General features: G+C 46.6%; 20 protein-coding genes and 2 riboswitches. Of the genes, 7 read left to right on the top strand and 13 right to left on the bottom strand.

Annotated features, from left to right (window positions below; genetic code table 11):
* Window positions 1-17: 17 nt before the first annotated feature.
* The 10 genes from nikC to JOD82_RS03255 all read right to left on the bottom strand — a co-directional run bounded on the left by nikC (window position 18) and on the right by JOD82_RS03255 (window position 11,760).
* Window positions 18-848: a nickel ABC transporter permease subunit NikC gene (nikC, locus tag JOD82_RS03300; protein ID WP_080658671.1), complete on the bottom strand. Its 831-nt coding sequence runs from the start codon at window positions 846-848 to the stop codon at window positions 18-20.
* Window positions 848-1,792: a nickel ABC transporter permease subunit NikB gene (gene nikB / locus JOD82_RS03295; protein ID WP_209947580.1), complete on the bottom strand. Its 945-nt coding sequence runs from the start codon at window positions 1,790-1,792 to the stop codon at window positions 848-850. The genes nikC and nikB (JOD82_RS03295) overlap by 1 nt, the downstream gene beginning before the upstream one ends.
* Before the next feature lie 46 nt (window positions 1,793-1,838).
* On the bottom strand, window positions 1,839-3,464 hold the full coding sequence (nikA, locus tag JOD82_RS03290) for a nickel ABC transporter substrate-binding protein (RefSeq protein ID WP_209947577.1): 1,626 nt from the start codon (window positions 3,462-3,464) through the stop codon (window positions 1,839-1,841).
* 159 nt (window positions 3,465-3,623) lie between these two features.
* Entirely contained in the window at window positions 3,624-4,400 is a 777-nt protein-coding gene (locus JOD82_RS03285) for an ABC transporter ATP-binding protein (protein WP_209947575.1), read from the bottom strand.
* Window positions 4,397-5,314 carry an ATP-binding cassette domain-containing protein gene (locus JOD82_RS03280; protein ID WP_209947572.1) on the bottom strand — a complete coding sequence of 306 codons (918 nt, stop codon included), beginning with the start codon at window positions 5,312-5,314 and terminating at the stop codon, window positions 4,397-4,399. Before JOD82_RS03280 ends, JOD82_RS03285 begins: the two co-directional genes overlap by 4 nt.
* A complete protein-coding gene (locus JOD82_RS03275) occupies window positions 5,314-6,129 on the bottom strand; it encodes an ABC transporter permease (protein WP_209947569.1) in 816 nt (271 codons plus the stop codon). Before JOD82_RS03275 ends, JOD82_RS03280 begins: the two co-directional genes overlap by 1 nt.
* A gap of 14 nt (window positions 6,130-6,143) precedes the next feature.
* Window positions 6,144-7,073, bottom strand: a complete 930-nt coding sequence (gene nikB / locus JOD82_RS03270; RefSeq protein ID WP_209947567.1) for a nickel ABC transporter permease — start codon at window positions 7,071-7,073, stop codon at window positions 6,144-6,146.
* A gap of 15 nt (window positions 7,074-7,088) precedes the next feature.
* Window positions 7,089-8,669 carry an ABC transporter substrate-binding protein gene (locus JOD82_RS03265; protein ID WP_209947565.1) on the bottom strand — a complete coding sequence of 527 codons (1,581 nt, stop codon included), beginning with the start codon at window positions 8,667-8,669 and terminating at the stop codon, window positions 7,089-7,091.
* Between the two features lie 217 nt (window positions 8,670-8,886).
* A riboswitch (cobalamin riboswitch) is annotated at window positions 8,887-9,084 on the bottom strand.
* A 757-nt stretch (window positions 9,085-9,841) separates the two neighbouring features.
* Window positions 9,842-11,149, bottom strand: coding sequence for a nucleobase:cation symporter-2 family protein (locus JOD82_RS03260; protein ID WP_209947563.1), 1,308 nt, complete (start codon window positions 11,147-11,149; stop codon window positions 9,842-9,844).
* Window positions 11,143-11,760, bottom strand: a complete 618-nt coding sequence (locus tag JOD82_RS03255; protein WP_209947562.1) for a xanthine phosphoribosyltransferase — start codon at window positions 11,758-11,760, stop codon at window positions 11,143-11,145. Before JOD82_RS03255 ends, JOD82_RS03260 begins: the two co-directional genes overlap by 7 nt.
* A 181-nt stretch (window positions 11,761-11,941) precedes the next feature.
* Window positions 11,942-12,045, bottom strand: a riboswitch (purine riboswitch).
* Window positions 12,046-12,374: 329 nt separating this feature from the next.
* On the opposite strand from JOD82_RS03255, the gene rhaB reads away from it, so the two are divergent.
* The 5 genes from rhaB (at window position 12,375) to JOD82_RS03230 (ending at window position 19,559) form a co-directional block, all read left to right on the top strand.
* Window positions 12,375-13,856: a rhamnulokinase gene (gene rhaB, locus JOD82_RS03250; RefSeq protein WP_209947560.1), complete on the top strand. Its 1,482-nt coding sequence runs from the start codon at window positions 12,375-12,377 to the stop codon at window positions 13,854-13,856.
* Between the two features lie 12 nt (window positions 13,857-13,868).
* Complete coding sequence (gene rhaA / locus JOD82_RS03245; protein WP_209947558.1) at window positions 13,869-15,125, top strand: L-rhamnose isomerase; 1,257 nt, start codon at window positions 13,869-13,871, stop codon at window positions 15,123-15,125.
* Between the two features lie 67 nt (window positions 15,126-15,192).
* Window positions 15,193-16,038, top strand: coding sequence for a rhamnulose-1-phosphate aldolase (gene rhaD, locus JOD82_RS03240; protein ID WP_029518813.1), 846 nt, complete (start codon window positions 15,193-15,195; stop codon window positions 16,036-16,038).
* A gap of 198 nt (window positions 16,039-16,236) precedes the next feature.
* Complete coding sequence (locus JOD82_RS03235) at window positions 16,237-17,130, top strand: AraC family transcriptional regulator (RefSeq protein WP_209947556.1); 894 nt, start codon at window positions 16,237-16,239, stop codon at window positions 17,128-17,130.
* A gap of 140 nt (window positions 17,131-17,270) precedes the next feature.
* The gene (locus JOD82_RS03230) at window positions 17,271-19,559 is read left to right on the top strand and encodes a GDYXXLXY domain-containing protein (protein ID WP_209947913.1); all 2,289 of its coding nucleotides are present in this window, start codon (window positions 17,271-17,273) and stop codon (window positions 19,557-19,559) included.
* A 148-nt stretch (window positions 19,560-19,707) separates the two neighbouring features.
* Here the strand turns inward: JOD82_RS03230 and mmuM are convergent, their stop codons facing one another.
* A complete protein-coding gene (mmuM, locus tag JOD82_RS03225; RefSeq protein WP_069012281.1) occupies window positions 19,708-20,655 on the bottom strand; it encodes a homocysteine S-methyltransferase in 948 nt (315 codons plus the stop codon).
* A gap of 339 nt (window positions 20,656-20,994) precedes the next feature.
* On the opposite strand from mmuM, the gene JOD82_RS03220 reads away from it, so the two are divergent.
* Both JOD82_RS03220 and JOD82_RS03215 read left to right on the top strand, forming a co-directional pair.
* Complete coding sequence (locus JOD82_RS03220) at window positions 20,995-22,050, top strand: AEC family transporter (RefSeq protein ID WP_103047164.1); 1,056 nt, start codon at window positions 20,995-20,997, stop codon at window positions 22,048-22,050.
* A 17-nt stretch (window positions 22,051-22,067) separates the two neighbouring features.
* Window positions 22,068-23,087, top strand: coding sequence for a 2-hydroxyacid dehydrogenase (locus JOD82_RS03215; RefSeq protein WP_209947554.1), 1,020 nt, complete (start codon window positions 22,068-22,070; stop codon window positions 23,085-23,087).
* Between the two features lie 51 nt (window positions 23,088-23,138).
* On the opposite strand, the gene JOD82_RS03210 is transcribed toward JOD82_RS03215, so the two are convergent.
* Together JOD82_RS03210 and JOD82_RS03205 are read right to left on the bottom strand one after the other, a co-directional pair.
* Entirely contained in the window at window positions 23,139-23,876 is a 738-nt protein-coding gene (locus tag JOD82_RS03210) for a response regulator (protein WP_029518819.1), read from the bottom strand.
* A complete protein-coding gene (locus JOD82_RS03205) occupies window positions 23,857-25,521 on the bottom strand; it encodes an ATP-binding protein (RefSeq protein WP_245248894.1) in 1,665 nt (554 codons plus the stop codon). Before JOD82_RS03205 ends, JOD82_RS03210 begins: the two co-directional genes overlap by 20 nt.
* Window positions 25,522-25,638: the final 117 nt, after the last annotated feature.

Genomic DNA, 25,638 nt, shown 5'->3' with positions numbered 1-25,638 from the left:
TGTAACTCACTCCTGTTTTACTGACGTTTGGCAATTCCGTATCGGTCGGACAGCGCCTCCCCCAATATATTGAAGGCCATCACCACCACCAGAATCATGACCCCCGGATAGATCATTAATTCCGGATGGCTGCGGATGTATCCCGTTCCCTCATGAATCATCGCTCCCCATTCGGGAGTCGGCGGTTGGATGCCCAAACCGAGGAACGACAACGCGGAAATATCCATGATCGCCCAGCCCATTTCCAGCGTACCAATGACCACAATCGGCCGCAGCACATTCGGAATAATATGCCGCCGGATAATGGCTCCTGAGGAGGACCCGCTGATCCTTGCGGCAGCTATAAAATTCCGTTCTTTCAGACTGACGACCATATTGCGGCACATTCTGGCATAATACACCCACTGCACCATCATTAATGCAAGCAGCACCTGCATGAGGCCCGGTCCAAAAATACCGACAATGCCCAGCACAAGCACCAAATTCGGAAACGCCATAATACCTTCGCAAAACCGCATCAGCACACTATCGACCCAGCCGCCCACATAACCCGCAAGCGACCCGACCACAACGCCGATGCTAAGCGAGGACAGGAAAATTAAGGTTGCAAAGCCTAGCGAAATCCGTGCGCCATACAGCAACCGGGATAAATTGCACCGACCCAAATGATCGGTTCCCAGCCAGTACTCTTTGGAAGGTCCCTCCAGCTTGTGCAGTAAACTGACTTTAACCGGATCATGGGGAGCCAGCCAAGGAGCTAGCGCCATAATAATAAAAAGAGCAGCCAGTACGACAGAGCAGACCACGATTACCTTTTGACCTTTGAACATTGTACGCAATCTTATCATCACTGCTCTGCTCGTCCCTTCGATGAAATTCGGGGGTCCATATACAAATGCACCAGATCAACGAGCAAATTGCATACGATGAACAGGCATGCCGCCAAAAACACATAGCATTGTATGACGGGAATATCCCGGTTAAAAATCGCCTCCACAAAATAACGGCCAAACCCGGGCCATGAAAACACCTGCTCCACAATAATCGTTCCGGTCAAAAGTTTACCCAGGTTCATACCCATACTTGTAATCAGTGGAGCAATGGCAATTTTCAGTACATGCTTGAGCATGATCACCCGCTCACGGATTCCTCTAGTTCTGGCATACTGCACATACGTTTCCTGAAGCTGCTCCAACACACTGGAACGCAGCAGGCGCGTATATAAAGCAATCAGAACCAGCGACAGGGTTAACGTGGGCAGCACCAGATGCTGCCACGTTCCTCGCCCCTCTACAGGGAGCCAATCCAATCGGACAGAGAAAAAGAAGATTAACAAATATCCCAGCCAGAACTGGGGAATAGACGCCCCAAAATATGAAATTCCTCGACTAAGCATGTCGATCCAGCCATTTTTACGCATCGCCGCTAGCACGCCCAACGGGATACTCACTAGAATAGATAGCACCATACTGCTCACAGCCAATTCAAAAGTGGCGGGCAGCCGAACTTTGACCTCATCCCACACCGGCTTGTTGGTCAGATACGAAGTACCAAAGTCCAATTGACTAATTCTTTGAAGTGTATGCATATACTGCGTCAGCAAAGGCTGATCCAGCCCGAATTCATGTCTTTTCTGCTCCAGAATCTCTGGGGTAGGATAAATATGAGCAGCCGTCAAATAGGCCTCGGCCGGATCAACTGGTGAAATATGAATCAGTGCAAAGGTAACGAGGGTGGCAAAGAGAACAATAGGAATGACCGCTACCATTCGCTTCCCGATATAGCTGATCATGAGTTGTCCTCCTATCCTGTAAACGAACGTTACCCTTCGGTTTTAACTACTTCCCGATTTCAAGCCCACCAAACGGATTTTCATCCCGGTTGGCCGGGAATACAAAGTTCGTAATCTTTTTCTGATACACTGCCGTTTTCTTAATATACGAAATAGGCACAATGGCAGATTGCTCCTGAAGCGTCTTCAGAATCGAAGCATACAGCTCTTGGCGCTTGGTTTCATCTGTCGATGAGAGCGCCTCGTGTACTTGCTGATCCAGATCTTTCTTCATCGGAAGGGCGCTCAGCGTCTCGGAAATTCCGAAGCTCTTCTTGGCAATGACGTTAATAAAGGAATGCGGATCATAAGGCGCACCATAGTTATACCAGAAGTACAGATCAAACTGGTTGGATCTAAGGCGCTTAATTTGAACCGTCAGCTCCAGTCCGGTCAGGTTCACTTTGACACCCAGTTCTCCCCATTCAGCCTGAATGGTTTCAGCCATCGCCTTTTGGATTGGATCGGTTTTATCAAAAATCAGCTCAAAATCCAGCTGTTGTCCGTCTTTTTCCCGTACTGTACCGCCTGCGGGCAGCTTCCAGCCAGCCTCATCCAGCAACGCTTTGGATTTTTCCACATCATAGCCAACAGGCTGTAGGTTTACATTCGTATACGGATAGTTTTTGGATAAAACCGTATCCGCTTTTTCCTCCAGCCCTGAAGTCACACCTTCCACCATTGCCTGCTTGTTAAAGCCATGCTGGAGGGCCAGACGTACCCGAAGGTCTGCCAGCTTGGGATTGGACGAGTTGAGCAACAGACTTCTTGTTCCGACAGGCTCGGACAGCGTGGTAATATACTGATTCGTGTCGCGAAGCTGTTTGAAGGCATCCAGACTAATGACACCCTCTCCATAAATCAGATCCAGGTCGCCTTTTTCAAAGGCCATCACACGGGTTTCGCCATCGGGAATGATTTTTACCGTAATTTTATCCACCTTCGGTGCAGTACCCCAATAGTTCGGATTACGCTTAAAGGTTGCATACTCATCTTGCTTGTATTCATCCAGCATCCAAGGTCCTGTACCTACAGGTTTCTTGATTCCTTTGGACGTATCTCCATCATCCGGGAACCCAGCTTCACCCAGAAAACGGAACGGACGAACGACAGACAAATCCTGAAGCACTGGGTAGTATGGCTCTTTGAGCGTCATTCGGAAGGTGCTGTCATCTACAGCTTCAGTTTTGTCGAGAACGCCTACTATACCAAGCCAGCTGTGCGTTTTCTCATTTTTCATAATAGCGTCAAAATTCTTTTTGACAATAGCCGCATTAAATAGTGTCCCATCCGAAAATTTTACACCTTTGCGCAGCTTAAACGTATATGTCTTACCGTCCTTGGAAATAGTCCAGGATTCAGCCAAAGCAGGTTCCAGCTTGCCTCCTTGCTTGTAGCTGACTAACGGCTCATAAACCATGGATTGTGCAAAAAGTTGGGAAGGATTGTATACATGAGGATTCATCGTGCCAATGTCACGCGGCCACGATAGCGTGATCGACTTTTCATTGGCAGCTCCGTCAGTAGAGGTGGATGCAGGTGTGTTCTCCTGCTTTGCGCAGCCCAAAACAACGGATAATAAGAGGAGCGTCACCAACATAAGGGTAGCAGTCTTGCGGTGTCGAACGGACATCAATGTATTTCCCCTTTTCTATATGTGTGATAATGATTATCATAATCATATTTAGAATAGGTATCACGCTCAATTTTGTCAACACTATTCGACAAGCAACCCTCTTATTTCTTTTAAATTTGTAGAATGAGGATTTTGCAAAATCCTAAATTCTATGGCTTAATTCGCCAACGTTTGAAACAGAGTACGCGTGTACTCATGCTGTAACAATTCTTCATCCCATTCCTTAAATATTTCCACAATCTCCCCCTGAACCATGACGGCAACGCGGTCACAAAACTGACGAGTAGATGGGAGATCGTGAGTGATAAATAGGTAGGACAACTGACGTTCCACCTGCATTTTCTTGAGCATGTCCAGTACAGAAGACTGCGTTGTCGTATCCAGATTGGCGATCGATTCATCGAACAAGATAATATTTGGCTCCACCGCCAAAGCTCGGGCAATACATACCCGCTGCTTTTGTCCGCCACTCAGCTGAGCTGGGTACTTTTCCAGACTGTCAGCCTCTAATCCTACCGATTCCAATAGAGACAGACAAATATCCAGCGCCTGCGCTTTTCGCTCAGGGAAATAGTTGTGGATTGGCTCCATTAAAATATCTCGAATGGTCATACGGGGATGTAGCGAGGAGGACGAATCCTGTGCAACCAACTGGATTCGCTTGTACAGCTGAACATCCTTCATCTTTCCGGTGTGAATGGGCTGTTCATCCAGCCAAATCTCTCCTGAGGTCAACGACTCCAGCCCCAGAATACATTGTGCCAGCGTGCTTTTGCCACTTCCACTTTCTCCAACCAGTCCAAGACATTCTCCTTGTCGTATCTCCAGACTCACCTTCTTCACGGCCTGTTCGCTATCTTGCGTGCTGAACCAACCTTTTCTCCGTTTGCGGACAGGGTATGCTTTGGTCACATTCTTCAATTCCAGCATCACTGGTGCATCCTTCCTTCCGGGCTCATCTCCAACACTCGATCTGCTATGCGACTCATACCCTGGCGATCATGTGAGATCAACAATATGGTGAGATCAAAGTCTTCTCTCAACTGTTGCAGCAATGCCAAGACCTTGTCGCGGTTGATCACATCCAGCGCCGTAGTAGGCTCGTCGGCAATAAAGAGGCGAGGACCGGAGCTTAGCATGGCAGCCAGCAGCACCCTTTGACACATGCCTCCACTTAGTTCAAAAGGATATGACGACAAAGTATGCTCAGGATCTGCAAACCCTACCTTGCAGAGCAGAGAGCGCAAATAGGCCTCCCGCACTGGAGTAGCGCCTCCTCTGGCTATTTCAGAGGCACGGCTCAGCACCTGCCGCATCCGTGACAGCACGCTCAGTGGATGGACTTGCTGTGATGCAGTGTGGGATGGGGTAGCATCAGCGTGCCCCAGCTCCATCTGGTCTTGCGGCATCCAACGCCGCCCGTGCAGTCTAAGCGTGTCCATCAGCTGGGCGCGGACAGTCCGGATCGGATTCAACCCGCTCAGCGATTGTTGAATCAGCAGGGCAATATCCTCTCGGCGCAGCCTTTGCCAGCGCCGTTCCTGGAACGGGAGAATGTCTTCCCCGTTATAGTAGATACGCCCATGCGTAACACCGATACCTGGCTCCAGCATGCCTGCGATTGCGTGAGCGGTCAGGCTCTTGCCGCATCCGCTCGGTCCGGTCAGGGCCACAATCTCCCCTGAATATATGGAAAAGCTCACATCACGCAGCAGTGGTTTGCTCCCACTTCTGCTTGCTCCTGCGCCTGTGCGGCAGATTTCCAAATGTTCCACGTGTAACAACGGTTTTCGACCTGCCACTTGTTCTATCGTATCCTTGCCCCCAAGGGCTGTTTGATCCTCCACTATTTGGCCGCCTCCTTTTCCGAAAAGCGGTCGCCCAAAAGCTGGCAGGCAAGTACGAATAGCATAATCGCCAAGCCTGGGAAAATCATGACATGCGGAGCCACCTGAAAATATGAGGTGGCATCATGCAGCATCACGCCCCACTCTGGCTTGGGCGGCTGTACCCCCAGTCCAAGAAAGGACAGCCCAGCGATCATCAGCACCACGCGTCCGATATCCCATACCGCATAAACCAACAATTGCGGCAACGCTTGTGGCAATACATAACGGCTCAGTATACGTACGTGTGAATTGCCGGATAAACGGGCATACCGAACGTAGTCCTCCTGACAGGCTTTTTGAACCAGACTACGGATATATCGGACATAGCCCGCCCACCGTACCGCAATAATGGCAAGGGTCATGTTAACAAAACCCGGACCCAAAATACCGACAATCGCCACCGTTAAAATAATATCAGGAAAAGCCAGTACCCCGTCGATTCCTCGCATAACCAGCTGGTCCACGCGTCCGCGCACATAACCAATAAGCAACCCTATAGGCAGACTGAAGCACAACGTAGCTACAGTAATCGCACATGCGATTAGCACGCTCATCCGAATCCCGTAAATGAGCCGTGACAGCACATCCCGACCCAGATGATCCGTACCGAAAGGGTATTTCCGACTAGGTGGTGCCAGGCGGTTCAAAAGATCCACTTGAAGAGGATCATGAGGAGCGACCCATGGAGCCAATAACCCAAGCAGCACGATCAGACCAAACAGTACGCCTCCTGCCAGCAAGCTTCCTTTAAAGGGAAGCCGTATCTTTTTCATTTTCAGCTTCCTCCTTAACGCAAACGCAGCCTCGGATCTATCGCCGTCTGGACCACATCCACCAAACACTGAACTCCTACAATTAAAAATACGGCAAAAATAACATACCCCTGAATCACCGGATAATCTCGCTGTGTAATCGCATCTATAAAATACTTGCCCAACCCCGGCCATGAAAAAATGGTCTCTACAATCACATTACCTGCCAGCATAAATGATAGATTGGTACCTAGCAGTGTAATTATAGGCAGAACCGCATGCCTAAATATCTCAAAAAACAGGATATGCAAACGTGAAAAGCCTCGAGCCTTCGCTGCTTTCACAAAATTCCGGTCACCCAGCTCCAGCATTTGAGCGCGCAGTACGCGTGCTTGCACAGCTCCCAAACCTGCGCCAAGAGTCAGCGCTGGGAGCACTAGATGTGTCCAGCCCTCCCTTCCCATGGATGGGAGCCAGCCCAAGCGAACGGAGAATAGATAGATCAACAGAAAACCAAACCAAAAAGAGGGGATCGACGATCCCAGCAGGGCGAACAGCCTGCCCAGACGATCCAGTGGACCGCTGATTTTTAGCGAGGCAGCCAGCCCCAGCCCCAGCGTAAGCACCGTCATGACGGCGAAGCCCGCAGCAGCTAGCTCCACAGTAGCAGGAAGTCTGTTCCACAGTTCGGCTAGCACCGACTCCTTGGATACATACGAAGTGCCCCAATGCCCTGTGAACACATCCCGCAGCCAGTTCACATATTGAATATGAAGCGGTTCGTTTAAGCCCAGTTCCTTTCGTAGCGTCGTCAACGCCTCCTCAGAGGCAGGGATATTATGCGCGGTGAGCAAAATGGTAGCAGGGTCTCCAGGGGCCAGCCGCATCAGTACAAAAGTCAGCGTGGATACAACGAATACAATAATGAGTAGCTGCGCCACACGTTCCAGTATAAAACGAATCATAGGATACGCAGCTCGTTATTCCGCAATATCGGATTGCGCTGTAATGTAGTAATACTCGATCGGATGGGGTGTAAAACCCTCCACCCCTTTTTTCACACCAAACACATTATCAGGATGCACAATGAACGACTGTGGCAAATCCGTATTGATGATATCCAGCGCTTGTAGTGTCACAGCATTACGCTGCGCTGTATCCTTCGCCAGCTTCAAGCTGTTAAGAATACTCTCTAGCGGTTTGGAACTATAACGGCTTACATTGGCTTCGCTTTTCGAAGAATAAAACATGTCCATAAAATATTGCGGCTCTCCTGTATGAGCAGTAAGCATACTGTACATAGCAAAATCCCAATCGTTTTTGGTCAACGCCTCGTCAATATTTTCCACCTTGCGAATCTTGACCTGGATTCCCTCTTTCAGCAATTGGCTTTGGATGACCTCAGCCATCACAGAGAGCTCCGGACGCTGAGGGAAAGTCAGCAGCGTAACCTCGAACGGCTTGCCTTGCTTAGTCCATGTCCCTTGGGCGTCCTTCTGCCAGCCATCCTTCGTCAACAGTTGCTCTGCCGTTCCGTCCAGCGCTTTACGCTCAACTTTACCGAAGGGAAGAATGCTCGGGAACGGGCTGCTTGCCTCCGTACCGAAGCCCCTCATGACGGCGCTCACAATCGATACGCGTGGAATCAGGCTGTCCACCACCTTACGGTTCGCCGCATCCTTGAATACTGGCGATTCCATATTGTACACGATCATATGGGTGCGCAAGGACGGAGCCGACAGCACTTGTAGCCTGTCGTTCTTTTTCAGTACCTCTGCGTTATCAACCGGAATATCCGTCGCTACGTCCACCTCACCGGATTGCAGTGCCATCAGGCGCGAATTCCCGTCCGTAATGAACTTCATCGTCGCTTCAGCCAATCGTGCCTTCTCGCCCCAGTATCCGTCATAACGCTCTACGACCAACGATTGGTCCTTGTTGAATGCTTTGACTTTAAAGGCGCCTGTCATCGCTGGGTAACTCTGTTCATCTTTCATCGATGCCACATCCAGTACAATCGTCGATGGATCAGCTAGATTAGACACCAACGCCGCATTCGGCTGGTTTGTCGTGATCTTCAAGGCCAGCGGGCCGCTTACATCAATGGACTTCACATTCAGTAAATCCTTCGCCAGATGGCTTTTCTCAATAGAGCGTAACAAAGACGCTTTTACACTTGCTGCATCCATACTTTTTCCATTATGAAAAGTGACTTTATCCTGCAAGCTGAACGTCCAAACTGTAGGGCTATCCTGCTTCCACTCCTTTGCCAGCCAAGCCACAGGCTCCAGCTTTTCATTCAAACGTACCAGTGTCTCACCTGCACCGGATCGCATCACATCCCAGCTATTATCTCCATGCGGGTCAACGCCTGACGGTTTCCATGTATACGCCATTACCAGCTTTTTATCTGTCGCTGTTTGTTGTGCTGACGCGTTTTCACCCTTGCCGGAGCTATCCGACGTCCTATTGCTGGCACATCCCGAAAGAGCCATAACTGCCAGCAGCAGCATCACCCCTGTACATATCAACCATGAACGCCTGCTACGATTGCTTATCATTCGATGAATCCCCCTCTATCTTGTAAAATCGCATAAACCTAACGCAAAACGCGAAAAAAGCATTCCAGACCACTTAATTAGCAGTCAGAAATGCCTTCAATATAAAATGTCAGAACTCACCTCGAAGCCAACTCCAAAAACATAGAAGGGATCAGATCGGTTTCAGACATTCCGTATGCAGCACGCCTAACCACCTCCCCAGCATCCCGTGGGTCTGACAGTGATGTCAAAACAGGCAGGTCTCCTGACTCCAGGCGTATCTTTCAGGCCTTCCCGGTTCTTCACAATTCCAGTGGCTGTTCTGAAAGCTCCAGCAGTATCCTGCTGATGCCTGTATACAGTGGCGGGCCCGTGTCGGAATCAACCGAACTTCCCTTTTAAGTGAACATGCTCAACAACTATGTACATCGTCTCTACGAAACCCCATACATAGAGTTGTCCGGCTCACACCTGTTTTCTTCCTTTATTTCTTTTCATTACGATCTTATTTTGTTGTCACAGGCTTGTCAATAAAGGCTGCACAATAATTTAAATTTGAACGATAAGGTAGAAACAAGACATAACCTCCAATTGCGTGCACGCAATTGAAGTGTTAAAATTAGGTATAGAGTAAACCACCGTGTCCGTATACTAAAAAGAGTCTTCGCCGCGCCAACGGCAAAGACTCTTAGGACTTGAAAGGCTGTGGATCACCACCACGGTGCGCTGCATAACTAAATGTCAATGCAAACGAAACCCACCGTTAGGGGCCAACCTAATTACGCGGTGGGTTTTCGCTTGTTCCGAAATTTTCGACGTAGCCAGCGATAAAGTTTACGAATACTAAACGCCAGGCTTAGTAACGTAACCATCCAACGCAACACATCGTAGCACGACACAAGGTTGACCATCGGCTTCACCCCCTTTCGGGAAGCTGCACCGTGGTCCGAAAACATCCACCACTATTCAAAATCCATAAGGTAAATTATACCATGATATCGCCCGCTACTCTAGCAAATTCTTCTAGTAAGTAAACTGGGAAACGCACCAAATTAGAGCTACCCATTTCATTCCGCAGTTTATCTATATATCCCCAGACAGCAAGGGGATCTACTATCTGGATAACCCCATGCCAAACAGCCGGAAAAGAGGCATACGTCCTCTCTCCGGCTATCTTTATTTATTTCTAATCATCAAACCTTCTGTGGAACCTCCTGAACCGTCACGCTTTTGACCGATTCCCCTTGTTTTCTCGTCAAAACGATGTTCAAGACAATCGCTGTAATCGAGCCCGAAACAATACCATTTTGCAACAACATTTTGGCAAAGCTCGGCAGCTGGTCGAACATTTGTGGCAGAACGGCAGAACCTAGGCCCACAGCAATACTGCATGCTGCGATCAGCAGATTGCTTTCCTTTCGCAGATCCACTTCTGACAAAATAGACATGCCTGATGCAGCGACCGAGCCAAACATGACGATCATCGCCCCGCCCAGCACAGCGTTAGGAATCACTGTCGTTAAAGCAGCCAGCTTAGGCAGCAAACCGAGAACAACCATGATACCGCCCGCAGCAAAAATAACGTTCCGCGATTTGACGCGTGTGAGCGAGATCAGACCCACATTTTGCGAGAAGGCTGTATAAGGAAACGCGTTAAAAATACCCCCAAGCATAATCGCAAGTCCTTCCGAACGAAGTCCATTGACGATCTGCTTTTGCTCTACCTTTTGATCAATCGCCTTGCCTACTGCCAGATAAACACCCGTAGACTCGACCATGCTGACAATATTGACGATAATCATCGTACAAACTGCCATCATGCTAAACTCTGGCTTACCAAAATAAAACGGCTGCGCGACACTCACCCATGAGGCCTCCGCCACGGGGGCAAAATGCACCATTCCCATTCCATAAGCAACCACCGTACCCGCGAACAGACCAATAAGCACGGAAATCGAGCGCAAAAAGCCTTTTGCCAACCGATTCACAAGCAGGATAACCAGTAGTGTAACTAACGCCAGCAGCAAATTGCGTGGCTGTCCAAAGTCCGAACTGCCCTGGCCCCCTGCTACATTGTTCATCGCCACCGGAATAAGGGATAGACCGATAATTGTAACGACCGAACCCGTAACGACCGTCGGGAAAAAGCGTAGCAGCTTGCCATACAGCGGTGCCGCAAGCACCACGAATATACCAGACAAAATAATGGCACCGTACGCTGTCGCCAAATTTGAGGTCGAAGCAATCGCGATGATAGGCCCTACTGCCGTGAACGTACAGCCTAAAATGACAGGCAGTCTACTACCGAAAAAGCGTGTGCCCATAATTTGTAATAACGTAGCAATCCCGCAAGTGAACAGATCGGCAGCCACCAAATAAGCCATCTGGGCTGGAGTTAGGTGCAATGCTCCCCCTACAATTAGAGGTACAGCAATGGCTCCAGCGTACATCGCCATGACATGCTGGAAGCCCAGTGCGAATAACTTTTGTTTACTTAACATCCCACATTCTCCTTAACAGGAGCAATTACTGCGCCAGCTTCCTCTATAAAATGGACCTCGCCTGGTGCCATGGAAGCGATACGCGCAAGAGAACGTACGGCGATGCCTCTTTGCTCCAACAGTCCACGGCCTTCCTGGAAGCTCTTCTCAATCACACAGCCAACCCCGGCCAGCTCCGCTCCTGCTTCCTTTACAATATCCGTAAGTCCGACCAATGCTGCACCAGTTGCCAAAAAATCATCTACGATCAGCACATGGTCGCTGGCATCGAGATATTTTTGGGAGATACTCACCTGATAGGTTTCCTGCCGAGTGAACGAATGAACCTCTGCGAAGTATACCTGCTCATTCAGCGTGATGGCCTTCTTTTTCTTCGCATAAATGAACGGGACCCCCAAGGCAATAGCAGTAGCCATTGCAAATTGAATACCACTAGCTTCAATGGTAAGCACCTTGGTGATCGGAGCACTGCCGAACAGGCGTGCAAACTCCTTACCAATCTCTAATGCTAATGCTGTATCTACCTGATGATTCAAAAATGAATCTACCTTTAATACGGTGTCAGATAAAATCTGTCCTTCTTGACGAATACGTTCCTCCAAAACTTTCATTATGCGAGTATCGCTCCTTCTGTACTTTAAAATAGTGAGGATTTTGCAAAATCCTGAACAGTAAAACCTGCCAAAACCAAAAAAGGACAGGCTCCCTTGAGTTGTTTCTCAAGTGAAGCCTGTCCTTGGGGTTATAATCCCTGACGGATTGGCGCACAAATAAATGCCCGCATTCATCCGAAGCCGATGCGCTATCACTCATAGTCGGACGATTACAGTGGTCATCCGGTAGAAACTTTTGGGCCATATCCCCAATATTATACGAGTCATATGAAATTGATATCTTGTATACTACACCCTCTGGCGGACGGTTTCAAGATTATTTTTCATACAGACAGCGGCTTTTGGAGAACCTTCCACAATTGGAATATCGTAAAATCACATCGACCTTTGTTGAAGGTATATATATAGTAGAAAACAGATGTTAAAAAACAAAAATACATACAAAACAACACTTAATTTTAATTATTATTTCAAATACAAAAATAAAACCACAAAATAGACTTCCGTTTCTGTTGACTACAAAGAAAAACGGAAGTAGTATGGAGTTAGTTAAGAAAACAAAAGGCAGACTTTCAGGCTGCCCGTATTTTATCCATGCAAGGAGATTGGATATGAATAATTACCTTGCTGTTGATATTGGAGCTTCAAGCGGTAGGCTCGTAGGGACAACTCTGCAAGGTGACCAGCTACACTTACAAGAGCTTCACCGTTTCAACAACTCCTTTACCGAAAAGGACGGGCACGATTACTGGAATATCGAGGAACTATTGAATGAGATTATTCAAGGCTTGCAAAAAGCTAAGCAGAAGGGGATTCATTCCTGTACGCTCGGCATTGATACATGGGCTGTAGATTACGTGCTGCTTGATCAGAAAGGTAACCGCATTCATGAGGTATACGCTTACCGGGATGCACGTACCCTCCACGCACCCGACAGGCTGCACCAGCTCATCAGTCGAGAGGCTGTGTATGAGAAAACAGGCATTCAGGAACTAAACTTTAATACCCTGTATCAACTGTTTGTCCATGATCGGGAACAGCTTGCCCAGGCGGATAAAATATTGATGGTCCCTGATTATCTGTACTATCGCCTGACAGGCATCATGACCAATGAAATCACGAATGCGTCCACGATGCAGCTTCTCAACGTGAACACCCGAGAGTTTGATGAAGACCTGCTGTCCCTGCTCCAACTGCGGCGCAATCAGTTTTCAGAGCTTGCCGAGCCTGGGCGGGTTCTGGGTTCTCTTTTGCCGGAGCTTGTTCAAAAATACGATCTTCCGGACTGTCAGATCATTCTTGCGCCTACTCACGATACTGCATCGGCCGTTGCAGGTGTTCCGTCACAGCGGGAAGAATCTTGGGCTTATATTAGCAGCGGCACGTGGTCACTACTGGGAATGGAACGATCCGAAGCCTTGAATACGAAGGCAGCCATGCAGGCGAACTACACGAATGAGTGGGGCGCTTACGGTACGTACCGTTTTCTGAAAAATATTATGGGATTGTGGATGATTCAGGAGGTCAGAAGAGAAGGGGGCTGTGCACATAGCTTTGCCGAATTGGCCCAACTGGCCTCAGCAGAAGCACCGTTTGTCAGTCTTGTCCTCTGTAACCATTCATCCTTCTTAAACCCGGATAGTATGACCCTTGAAATCCAGCGATTCTGTGAAGAAACAGGCCAGCCCATCCCCAGGACGCCGGGCTCACTCGCCCGCTGTATTTTTGACAGTCTGGCCTTAAGCTACCGCGATGCCTTACACGAACTGCAACGTTTAACAGACGAAACGATTACCAGATTGCACATTGTCGGCGGAGGCGCTAACAACGAATTACTATGTCAGCTAACAGCCGATCTCTTGGGAATTGAGGTTCAGGCAGGTCCTTCCGAATCTACGGCCATCGGCAATATTGTCGTGCAATTAATTAGCTCTGGTGTTCTTGAGAATCTCAAGGCTGCGGGCCGAACCATCGCCCGCTCCTTTCCGACTCGGCTATATGAGCCACAATCGGTGGAAGGCGTGCAAGAACTTTTGGATCGCTGGGAGCAGCTTAAGATACAAGCAACATCCTCTATTCACATATCTCAATAAAGGAGTAAAGCCATGAACGAAGCCATTGAAGCCAGTTATAACGAAGCGAAAAAGCTGTATGCCCGCCACGGTATTCAAGTGGACGACATTTTACGGAAGCTTTCACAAATCAAAATATCACTGCACTGCTGGCAGGGAGATGATGTTCAGGGATTCCTGTTCAAAGACAAACAGCTTAGCGGGGGGATTGCCGTAACGGGCAGCTACCCGGGCAGAGCCGGCACGCCGCATGAGTTGCGTCAGGATTTAGAAAAAGCCTTATCACTCATTCCGGGTAAACACAAGGTCAATCTGCACGCCATCTATGCGGACACCACAGAACAAGTGGATCTGGATCAACTGGAGCCACGCCATTTTCAGAACTGGGTAGACTGGGCCAAACAGCAAGGACTTGGGCTTGATTTTAATCCAACCCTGTTCTCCCATCCTAAAGCGGAAGACGGCTTCACAATGAGTCACAAGGATTCGGAAATCCGTGATTTCTGGATCACACACTGCAAAAAATCACGCAGGATTGCCGAGTATTTTGGCAAAGAACTCGGTCAGCCCTGTGTCACAAACCACTGGATGCCGGACGGCTATAAAGATACTCCGGTTGATCGGTTGGCTCCAAGAGAACGTCTGCGTGATGCGCTGGACGACATTTTCAGCGAGGAAATCAGCGAGGAATACAACATCGATGCGGTTGAAAGCAAGCTGTTTGGCATTGGCTCGGAAAGCTATGTCGTGGGCTCACATGAATTCTATATGGGTTACGCCCTGACACGCGGTAAATCTATCTGTCTCGATGCGGGTCACTTCCATCCAACCGAAGTCATTTCGAACAAACTGTCCTCTGTGCTGATGTTCACCGATCAATTATTGCTCCATGTCAGCAGACCCGTTCGCTGGGACAGTGATCATGTCGTGACAATGGACGACGAATTGCTGGACATTGCCCGTGAGCTGGTTCGCGGTGAATTGCTTTCCCGAACCCATATCGGTCTCGACTTCTTTGATGGCAGTATCAACCATGTGGCAGCATGGGTCATCGGAACACGCAACACGATTAAAGCGCTGCTTCGCGCTATGCTCGAACCGATTGAAGCATTAAAGCAGGCGGAAGAGGAACGAGACTTCACCACTCGTCTTGCTCTAGTCGAAGAGTTCAAATCGTATCCGTTTGGTGCGATATGGGATTACTATTGCGCTCAAAACAGCGTTCCCGTTCGTGAGGAATGGCTGGCCGAAGTTAAAAACTATGAACAACAAGTACTGTTGAAACGATAACTGCTGAAACGGTAACTACTGCACTGATAATGCTTATATTCATATCATCCAAAGGGAGTGATCATCCATGACTACTGTGCTGGAGAATCAAAAAGAACGCAAATCGGGACTGGATATCCCATTTGTTCGCGAGATGGCGGAAATTACACAAAACATGTGGAAATTCGGCTGGGATGAACGCAATGGAGGTAATGTAAGCTATATTCTGGATGAAGCTGAGGTTGCAAAATATATAGATATTCATCAGGTCATTCGGACGATTAAACCTGCTTTCCCGGTGAATGAACTGGCTGGTAAGTATTTTATCGTCACCGGATCAGGAAAATATTTTAAAAACGTAATTGCAGATCCAGAAGCAAACTTAGGGGTCCTTCGTGTCTCCCAGGATGGCGAACAGTTGGAAGTCTTGTGGGGCCTCAAACATGGCGCAGTGCCTACCAGTGAGTTACCTTCCCATTTTATGAGCCACATTGAGCGCTTGAAGGTCGATCCTAACCATCGCGTGGTGATTCATAATCATGCCACCCATGTTATTGCCATGACCTTCATTCATAGTCTGGACGAAAACCAATTCACCAAAACGCTGTGGGAAATGTGTACCGAATGTATTGTCGTCTTTCCAGACGGTATCGGTGTAATCCCTTGGATGGTACCGGGTTCCAGCGAAATCGGCCGCGAAACTGCAAAAAAAATGAAGGATCATCACGCTGTATTATGGCCTCATCATGGCATTTTCGGAACGGGCAGCTCCATTGATGAAGCGTTTGGTCTCATTGAGACGATTGAAAAAGCGGCGCAAATTTACATGCTCATTGCTCACCATGATATCCAGCAACGGATTACAGATCAGGAATTGGCCGATCTAGCCAAAGCCTTCAACGTTACTCCAAAAGAAGGAATCTTGAACGTATAAATATAGGCTAATCCCCATCTCATAATACAGAACTTAAAAGGCTCCACGGGTCATCTCAAACCGGCCATGGAGCCTTTGGCATACGCAGTTTTAATTATATAACCCTCAATTCCAATGAATTAACTTGTAATTATGCTTTCCTTTATATACAATAAAATCAAAATTCCCTTATCTCCACCAAAGGAGAGGTGACAAGTTATGAAAAGAGCAAAAAATGAAGATCACTTCGACATCGTGGAAGACCATTATTTCACAGCTACCGAATTGGAAAAGTCCAGCGCCATTTGGCCTGTCAGACTGGGTATGGATATTTCGAAAACAAGCTGCCATGTCGGTCCCAAGGCTGTTCCTTATTTTTATTTGATTTTTGTGCTTGAAGGTCAGGCTGAGTTTATTTATAAGCAACAGAAGTACCGTGTCCAAAAGTCTGATTTATTCTGTTTTTTTCCGCATGTTGCCCATGAATATTACACCGATCACCAACACCCTTTGCAAAAGGTATGGATTGCCTTTGAGGGACCCAAATCCCTCGCGCTACTGGAGCGGATCGGAATTAATCCCTCCACGCCATTTATGGCTAACGCCGTGAGTGAGGAAATCCTCGAACTTATCTCTAACCTGTTTTCCATCGTACACGACAACAACAGACAGGGCAGCGATCTGGCCCGCTTGATTATACTGCACCAGATCTTCGAGGAGTTGTCCCGCAACACATCTGACGTACTGCGCAACTTTGTATGCTCTGATTATTGGCTCCAGCAGGGGAAAGACTACATTGAAATGCATTATTGTGACCGTGTTACGGTTGAGCAAATTGCCGAGCATGTAGGTGTGGATCGTGCCCACTTTTCACGTAAGTTCCATTCCACCTTCCTCATCTCTCCCGCCAAGTATTTGCAAAACCTTAAGATTAACGAAGCCAAAAGATTACTGGAGCAGACAACTTACAATTTGTCGATCATAGCCCAGTCCATCGGCTATACCGATATGTCCACCTTTTCCAAAGCATTTAAGAAAACAGCAGGGATTCCACCGCGTGAGTATCGCTTCCGACATCAGTCCCGGCAAGAGATTCGTACCGTCAATGCCTAGCTGGAATCCAGTAACGTTCAAGAGAGCCGCCGTATACGGTGGCTCTCTTTTTTTATGACCTGATCCTAATTAGTACTTGGTTCTGAGACCTTTCAACGTTATAATAAGCATCAAACCAACAGGAAAGGTACGTGAAATCCATGCTGCGATTCAATGCGATACGTACGGGCTATCTGCTGGGCATCTCACTGGTACTTGCCGCAATTATTTATTTTTTCGCCTCCAATTGGGGCGGACTGGATCGGACAGTCAAAATTGTACTGGCTGCTGCGCTTATTGTTCTGTTCTATGGCTTGTCTTTTGTATTTGCACGGATACGTGCTGTTCCCGGCCAACAAGCTTTTCTGTCTAATATGTTTTTGGTGGCTGGCTGTATAGCCTTTGGCGTTTCTGTGGCATTGCTCGGTCAAATTTACAATTCCCATGCGGACAGCTACGGATTGTTTTTCATTTGGTCGGTACCGGCTCTGCTACTTAGTTGGATCACTCGCTACAATCCTTTTTATATGCTGTCGTATGTACTGATTCATCTTGGTTTGTGGTTTTATTTTTACCCTACGATGCAAAGCCCGTCTTATAGCGAGCTGGAATCGTTGTCCATTGCCGGAATGTTCGCACTGGTCAATCTGGTGCTGTTTCTATTGACGTTCCTTCATCGTATACACTCTGCTCCACTACAATATATGAGCTTTACTGTTTTTCATATAGCCATGTTAGCGATGACTAATTCTTTTGCATTTGATGGCTATGGCCTGGTCATGAATATACCGTATATCGCTGTGATCGCTTTAGGATTTTATATATTTATCAAGGTACGGCTGAATAAAACACTACTGACCTTGAATGCATTGGCGCTCTCAGCGTTTGCTGTCTTTAAATTTATAGAGCTAGCAGAGGCTTACTACTCATCTCTGTTTTTTGTTTTTGGTTTGATTTTTGTGGCGCTGCTGCTGACCGGTAACGTGTGGTTTTTCCGTTATTTGAATCGTTTGGGGAAAACACCACCGGAAACAGGGGAGATATTCAATGGGGAAAACGGGGATATCGCGAAAACCGATGTGGAAACAACCGTTCCCGAGGAACGTGGCAGTGAATGGATCAGCAAAACCGTATCCCGTGTAATCAAAGTGGTTGGAGTGCTGATCGGAAGTATATCTCTCATCGGATTGATTATGATTAGCACGAATGTAAACCACACCGAATATGTACTGTTGGTTGTGTCATTGCTACTTATGATTTTGATGATTGTCATACCGGAATCCAAGCTGGATTCGGTCATACGTTATACCCTGCTGACCATCAGCTATATTACAGGCTTGGCGGCCATTCTATGGTCAGATCAGTCGCTGCTTTCGGTATTATTTCTGATCGTTTCCATCGCTGGATGGTTTCGCTCCAAGGGGAAAAGGCAGTTGTTTTTTGCCTACACCTTTGTAAACCTGAATCTGGCGACCATTTTATTTCAGCAGTATCAGGAGTGGGATGGTTGGAACTGGACCTATAAGTTCATCATCTTCTCTCTTTTCATCGTCAATGCCGTGTTATATGGGGTAAGTTACTTTATATCCAAGACGGAGTTAAAAGAACATCTGCGGAATAGCTCATTATTTTTCAGCTTGCTGTTCCTGTTTTGGGCGACGTTTTTCGAGGATGTCGTTCCACACTCTTATATGTTCATTAACATTTTTTATTTTGTTATCGTTACCGGGATGGTCTTTGCCTTTGCCCGTGTGAAACAAAAATCGGAGGCCATCATGAGTGTTGTCTTCTGGTTTATTTTTATCGGCTTCAAATACTATGATTTATTGTGGACGCTACTGTATAAATCTTTTACGCTGGCGTTACTGGGGATCATTGCGCTCGGAATTACCTGGTGGGCGGATCGGCGAATGGCCCATAGCGGCAAAGCAGCATTCGATGCCGATCACCGCAGCTTTAGCTTTATGCGCTTAAGCCCGTTACTCATTGCCATTGTCATCGTGCTACAGCTGGGGATCATCGGGTATCAGACGGTGAGAAGCGAAACCCTGCTCGCCACAGGGGCTTCCATTAAGCTCAAACTGGCTCCTATAGACCCGCGCTCCCTGCTACAAGGCGATTATGTGGCACTGAATTACGACATATCTACCCCTCCTTCCAAGACCCCTCTTCAGGAGGAAGAATGGAGCCGAGGCAAGGTCAAAGTCGTTCTCACACCAGATAACCAAGGAGTATACGTCGCAGACCGCCTCTATCAAGATGGCGAAAAACTTGCCAGTCATGAGGTCATTCTAAATGGACAGTGGTATGGTTCTCGTATTGTGTACGGTATTGAGAATTATTTCATCCCTGAGGGAACAGGACGTACTGTAGAACAGAACGCACATTTTGCCCATATTCGGGTGAGCCGCAATGGAGACGCACTGCTGGAACGTTTGGCAGAAAGCTGACCAGATCGACGCAGGTACTAAACAAAGCAGGCTGAACCAAGCCCCTCCATTACTGGAGCACAACTTGGTTCAGCCTGCTTGTTCTTTTTCGGGCCATCGAGTTACCTCTTATAGATAACCTTTATCCCTACGCTACGCTTATCCTCGTTTATACATCTCTCGTCCATGAAGCTATTTCCTCAATATCCTGCGGCTGAGTCCGGCAACAACCGCCAATCAGACGAGCTCCCGCTTCATACCATTGGCGGGCACTTTGTCCGAACGTCTCTGTACAAGTGCTGCCATGCCATGTCTTGGTGACCGGGTCATATTCCTCCCCCAGATTGGGATATACCACCACAGGCTTATCCGTGTGGCTGCGTATTTCGTGAATAAGCGATGGAACGAAATTCGGCAAAGTGCAATTGACCCCTACAGCTGCCACTTGCTCATGCCCATTCAGCCACTCAGCACATGCAGCGGCAGACTCACCATTGCTGATATGCTGCCCATCCTTTGCGCTAAAGCTGATCCAGGCATACGTACCAGGGAATTCCTTCAGCAATCGGGCGATGGCCTTGGCTTCAACCAGACAGGGTATCGTTTCACAAGCTAAAATATCTGCACCCGCCTCAATCAGAGCTTTCATACGCGGCCTGTGAAACTCCACAAGCTGTTCCTCGCTCAGCTTGTAATCGCCGCGATACTCTGATCCATCTGCCAAAAACGCCCCGTAAGGGCCGACGGAGGCCGCAACTAGCGGCTTGGGACGATGTCGCTGACTTGCAGTAGCCGTCACGTCAGCCCAAAACTCATCTCGTGCCTGCACAGCAATCCGCACCGATAATTGAATCAGTTCCAGCGCCTCAGCTTCGCTTAAGCCTCGTTTAACATAGCCTTCAACGGTAGCCTGATAGCTCGCAGTAATCGCACAGTCTGCCCCAGCCTCAAAATAATCCCTATGTACACGCTTGATCGACTCCGGATGCTCATGAAGGATTTTAGCTGACCATAAGCTATCGTTCAGATCATGTCCATGACGCTCCAGCTCGGTCGCCATTGCGCCATCCAGCACGATCAGCTGAAATTCGTTCAGTATATGTTGTATCGGATTCATGCGGCCCCTCCTGCTCGTCTTTTCTATTTAACCCACTAATCAAGTAGGGTTTAATGATTTACATTATAGCACGGATGTTGATGAGCATTCACAAAGCCAAGAAATAATCATTTTGTGAAGTGAAGACGCCCCCTCTCGTTTCATTTGCTATCTGATGTAACGTATAAATTTTTTAAATTAGTTTCATAAGTTAAATTAATTAGATATTGTTCTTTTTTTCACAAAGTCATTTTACTATAAAGGTGCAAACCAACACTTTGGCCAAAAGATCAGGGCATTGCATCGTCACATTCTGCATCGTCATATATGTGAAAAAAGGTACAAGAGAGGGTTTTATTTATGTCTTTACTAGAAATGATTACCGCGACCTTAACAGATAACAAAATTGTCAGCTCTATCGCTTCCACCGTTTTTATTATTCTTCTTGGTTTCTTTTGCCGCAAAAAGGGGATTTTTAACGCAGCAGTAGGAAAGATGTTATCCAAGGTTGTTCTAACCGTCGCTCTACCAGCACTAGCCTTTAATTCTTTCATGCAGGATATTAATCCTACAATGTTAAAACAAGGAATGAATGTTTTAATATGGGGAGTTCTAATTTATATTATTCTCATCTTTATTTCTAAACCGTTCTTCCTCAGCTACAACAAGGATAAACAGGATGTTTTGCGGGTGTTAACCATTTTCGGTTCTACTACTTTCTTCGGAATTCCAATTGTAGGAGCCATTTATGGTCCTACCGGAGTGATGTACAGTTCCATTTTTAATATAGGGTACCGCATTTTCTTATACTCCTACGGCTATATCAAAATGAGCGGCTTAAAAATGGAGCTTAAAAATCTCAAAACCATGTTTATGAATCCCATTGTTATCGCCACGTTTCTAGGCTTGTTTGTTTGGTTGTTTCAAGGTTATTTGCCACAGATGAGTGTAGCTACAGAGGATGGGGCCATTCAGCAGTTCGCCTTTCTAAGAATTGATCAAACGGCTGTCTGGCTGTTCAAGCCCATGACCTACCTTGCTGGGCTAGCTTCTCCATTAGCCTGGTTATCGATTGGCTCGACATTGGGGGAGATCAGCTTCAAGTCGGCAGCTACGGATAAGACCTCTTGGTATTACAGCATCGTTAAGGTTTGGCTTGTACCTATTGTTAACATCGTCTTGCTGGCCTTGTTGACTGTATCTCATATTCTGTCAGTTGATTCTGTCGCTTTAGCTACTATTGTCATCATGATGGCTACTCCTACAGCTACCGTAGCCGCAGCCTATGCCATCAGTTTTGATAAGGAAGCCATATTGACTTCCAATGCATCACTTCTATCAACTATCACTTCTGTCGTCATGATTCCAGTGTGGATCATTACGCTCAATGTCATTGATAAAATTGGAATTTTCTAAATCAGGGGGTAAACAACATGTTAAAAATCATTTGCTATGGTGTCCGTTCTTATGAGAAACCCTATTTCGAGGATCTCAATAAATATAACTTCCAACTAACGCTGGTAGAAGAGTTGTTAACCACCAGCAATGCAGAATTGGCGCAGCATCACGATGCCGTTTTGCTAAGAGGAAACTGTGCTGCCAATCGGGAAAATATCACAAAATTCAATGAATACGGCATTCAATATATTTTCACCAGAACAGTCGGAATCAACCACATTGATTTGGATGCCTGTAGCGAATTCGGAATGAAGGTGGCACGCGTGCCATCCTACTCTCCGAATGCCATCGCTGAGCTCTCCTTAACTTTGGCTATGATGCTGTTCCGCCACACCGCTTATATGACTACCAAAAGCTCTTTCAAAAATTTTATTGTGGATGAGCATACATTCAGCAAAGAGATCCATAACTGTAAAGTTGGGATTATCGGGGTTGGACGCATTGGTCTGACAGAGGCCAAATTGTTTAAAGGATTAGGAGCTTCTGTTATCGGCTATGATGTGTACCAATCCGACGCAGCCAAGGAAGTCATTCCATTCACAACCTTGGATGAGCTACTGGCAGAGAGCGATATTGTTAGTGTGCATGTTCCTTATCTGCCGGGACAGAACGACCAAATGATTAATGCTGGCTTTTTAGCAAAAATGAAAAAGGGATCTATCCTCATCAATACCTCACGTGGAGAATTACAAGATAATCAAGCCATTCTAGACGCTTTACTCAGTAATCATTTGGAGGGATTTGGGACAGATGTCTTCCCTAAAGAGGAAGAACTATTTTTCAAAGCGTTTGAACCATGGCAAATGCTCCCGGACCCAACGATCCAGAAACTTGTGGAGCTGTATCCAAGAGTTTTGGTAACGCCTCATGCTGGCTCGAATACCGTTACGGCGTTATCCAACATGATTGAAACTAGCTACGACAACTTCCATGATATCGTTACAACTCATTCTTCGGATAACCTGGTCCCACTTCCTGTCCTCTCTATGAAATAATTAGGAAGCTCGGTACTCTTGTTGAACAAAAAAAGAACCGCTATTTCCATATTACAATGGAAATGGCGGTTCTTTTATATCAGGATTCAACTGATAGAGCATTAGCGGTCTGCCAACCTTATGGTATTCTATCGATTCAACGAGAAAGCCATCGTCCACCAGGAACTGAATATATTTTTTGACCGTGATACGGGACAAGTCCACTTCTCTAGCTAACGTTTCAACTGAGAAGGGGCCGTCCAGCTCTTGAATACTCTTCAGTATTGTGGTCATGGTCAGTTTGGACAAATTTTTAGACAGGTTTTTCGATACATTATGCGGTGGATGTTCAACAGGTTTTTTCTTTTCCACACCCGTATGCTCTTCTTTATTAAAATAATGGTCAATAACAGCTTGATTAATTCCGTTCCCTTCCTCCATCACTGTGGCCAGACGCTGGATTTTCTCAACAGCCAGTCTAAAGCGTTCAAATGTAAAGGGTTTAATTAAATAGTCTGCAACACCATAAAAAACAGCTTCCTTCACCGTCTGAATATCTTTTGCAGCCGTAATTAAAATAACTGAAGCATGATATTGATGCTCCTGCATATGAGATAATAAAGTTAATCCGCTTTTTCCAGGTAAATAAACGTCCAGTAATACCAGATCCGGTGACCATTTTTGAAGACAGTCCTGTGCTTTCTTGACGGTATCTGCCTTACATACAACATCCAAATTGTCCATGCGCTCGATAAACTGTTGATTGAGCTCAGCAACCATCGGATCATCCTCAACGATTAGAACTTTCATTATTTGTCACCTCCAATGTACAGGGCAACTCTACATATATACTTGTTCCCAGACCCGGTTGGCTATCAAGCTCAATGATTCCTTGATGATTTTCCACCATGGTTTTAACCAGATTCAAGCCGTAGCCTCTGTCTTCTCCTTTGGTTGAAAAACCATGCTCGAATATTCTTTTTTGCATCTCAAAATCAATCCCCAACCCATTATCTTTCACTTCCAAAATGAATACATTTCCCTCACACTCATAGTTCAATTTCAGCTCAATTTTGCCGGGTTCTTTTTTTTGTAAGATGGAATCTATGGCGTTGTCAAAAAAATTGCCCAGGATGTGTATGACATCATGAACGATATCCTGCATCTCCACATTAGAGACATCCGAGCTTTCTGCAAGAAGAACCGAAATATTCTGTTCGCGTGCTTCGTTGATTTTACCCATAATAAAACCTGCTAATGCTGGTACTTTAATTCTCTCCGTCAAAAAGCCTACCTCATCTTGATACCGGTGATTTAACTGATGAATATATTGACTGACCTCCGCATATTTCCTCATTTCAATCAGCCCGGATATTACGTGCATTTTGTTCATAAATTCATGGGTCTGTCCGCGAAGGGAGTTAATATAATATTTTGTACCACTTAACTGGTTGCTGAGATGGATCATCTCGGATTGGTCGCGCAGCGTTGCAACTGCCCCAAAAAACTCATTTTCAATATATATAGGGGTTACTGTCGCAATGACCTCTATACCATTCACATAAAATGAGCGATCCTTGATTTTCCTTTTATCATCGAACACTCTCTTGAAAAGCACGTTATAAAAGTTGGTATCTAGCTGCTCGCCAATCGGGGCCTTCATTTCTTGGTTTGCCAGTTGATACTTGGCCTGAGCTTCTTTGTTCATAAGCATAATTTTCTTGTCAGCCGAAATGGCTATAATTCCTTCAGCGACCTCATTTTCAATAATTTCTTTTTCGCGCAATCGTGTTGCTATCTCTTGCGGCTCAAGCCCAAATAAAATGGTTTTGATTTTCTGAGCCAGAATGATCGCGCCCAGAACTCCACTAAAGAGCCCCAGCATCAGCCCCCCAAAAATGGTATACTGCGCCTGCATCAAATCATGATTTAGGGTTCTCATGGTCAGCCCTACACATACAATGCCAATGACCTCATGCTGTTGATTAAATATCGGCGTAAAATATCGGTAACCTTTGCCCAAAATACCTATATTCTCAGAAAAATGTCCCTGACCCGATAGCGCTCTTCTGGCATCATTCAAATCAGAGAACGGTTTGCCAACCATCGTTGCATTCGGATGAGATAGCCGAATTAAATCGTGGTTCAGAATGACAACAAAATCCACATTAACGTTATGCATGACTCCAAGCGAGTAGTCTTGAATCTGCTTCACAGGAATTCCCTGCTCGACATTACGAATAACATCGTTGTCACTGGCAACCATCTTGGCAACACCCGAAAGTTTTTCCTTCGTATTATCAAAATGCTTGTTAATCACAAAATTACGAATGAGAAGCAAGGATATAATTAAGGAAATAATGATAACTAAAACAACCAAAATAATAATCATGAATTGTAGCGAAACTTTGAATTGTCGTCTCGGTTTCGACTTACCTTTTGACCGCAACCCCATCACCCAATTTCTATATCAAGCTCTCCATTGGGAAGAAGAGCCTATCTATTCCCCTATAACCCCTTTTTATTCGACATTGTTTGACAATTTCCTTTTTATTTTGCAAGCTTTACGCGC

This window comes from Paenibacillus sp. 1182 (genome assembly GCF_017833915.1).
GTDB classification, from domain to species: domain Bacteria; phylum Bacillota; class Bacilli; order Paenibacillales; family Paenibacillaceae; genus Paenibacillus; species Paenibacillus polymyxa_D.
The sequence above is the reverse complement of the archived record's forward strand: the minus strand, read 5'-3'. Positions and strand labels throughout refer to the sequence as shown.

Bases quoted from the DNA above. Each gene is read 5' to 3' on its own strand.
- rhaB (WP_209947560.1), top strand. From the start codon at position 12,375: ATGAATAATTACCTTGCTGTTGATATTGGAGCTTCAAGCGGTAGGCTC.
- JOD82_RS03275 (WP_209947569.1), bottom strand. From the start codon at position 6,129: ATGAAAAAGATACGGCTTCCCTTTAAAGGAAGCTTGCTGGCAGGAGGC.
- rhaA (WP_209947558.1), top strand. From the start codon at position 13,869: ATGAACGAAGCCATTGAAGCCAGTTATAACGAAGCGAAAAAGCTGTAT.
- JOD82_RS03260 (WP_209947563.1), bottom strand. From the start codon at position 11,149: ATGTTAAGTAAACAAAAGTTATTCGCACTGGGCTTCCAGCATGTCATG.
- rhaD (WP_029518813.1), top strand. From the start codon at position 15,193: ATGACTACTGTGCTGGAGAATCAAAAAGAACGCAAATCGGGACTGGAT.
- JOD82_RS03235 (WP_209947556.1), top strand. From the start codon at position 16,237: ATGAAAAGAGCAAAAAATGAAGATCACTTCGACATCGTGGAAGACCAT.
- nikB (WP_209947580.1), bottom strand. From the start codon at position 1,792: ATGATCAGCTATATCGGGAAGCGAATGGTAGCGGTCATTCCTATTGTT.
- nikB (WP_209947567.1), bottom strand. From the start codon at position 7,073: ATGATTCGTTTTATACTGGAACGTGTGGCGCAGCTACTCATTATTGTA.
- JOD82_RS03255 (WP_209947562.1), bottom strand. From the start codon at position 11,760: ATGAAAGTTTTGGAGGAACGTATTCGTCAAGAAGGACAGATTTTATCT.
- JOD82_RS03215 (WP_209947554.1), top strand. From the start codon at position 22,068: ATGTTAAAAATCATTTGCTATGGTGTCCGTTCTTATGAGAAACCCTAT.
- mmuM (WP_069012281.1), bottom strand. From the start codon at position 20,655: ATGAATCCGATACAACATATACTGAACGAATTTCAGCTGATCGTGCTG.
- nikC (WP_080658671.1), bottom strand. From the start codon at position 848: ATGATAAGATTGCGTACAATGTTCAAAGGTCAAAAGGTAATCGTGGTC.
- JOD82_RS03205 (WP_245248894.1), bottom strand. From the start codon at position 25,521: ATGGGGTTGCGGTCAAAAGGTAAGTCGAAACCGAGACGACAATTCAAA.
- JOD82_RS03210 (WP_029518819.1), bottom strand. From the start codon at position 23,876: ATGAAAGTTCTAATCGTTGAGGATGATCCGATGGTTGCTGAGCTCAAT.
- nikA (WP_209947577.1), bottom strand. From the start codon at position 3,464: ATGTCCGTTCGACACCGCAAGACTGCTACCCTTATGTTGGTGACGCTC.
- JOD82_RS03265 (WP_209947565.1), bottom strand. From the start codon at position 8,669: ATGATAAGCAATCGTAGCAGGCGTTCATGGTTGATATGTACAGGGGTG.
- JOD82_RS03220 (WP_103047164.1), top strand. From the start codon at position 20,995: ATGTCTTTACTAGAAATGATTACCGCGACCTTAACAGATAACAAAATT.
- JOD82_RS03230 (WP_209947913.1), top strand. From the start codon at position 17,271: ATGCTGCGATTCAATGCGATACGTACGGGCTATCTGCTGGGCATCTCA.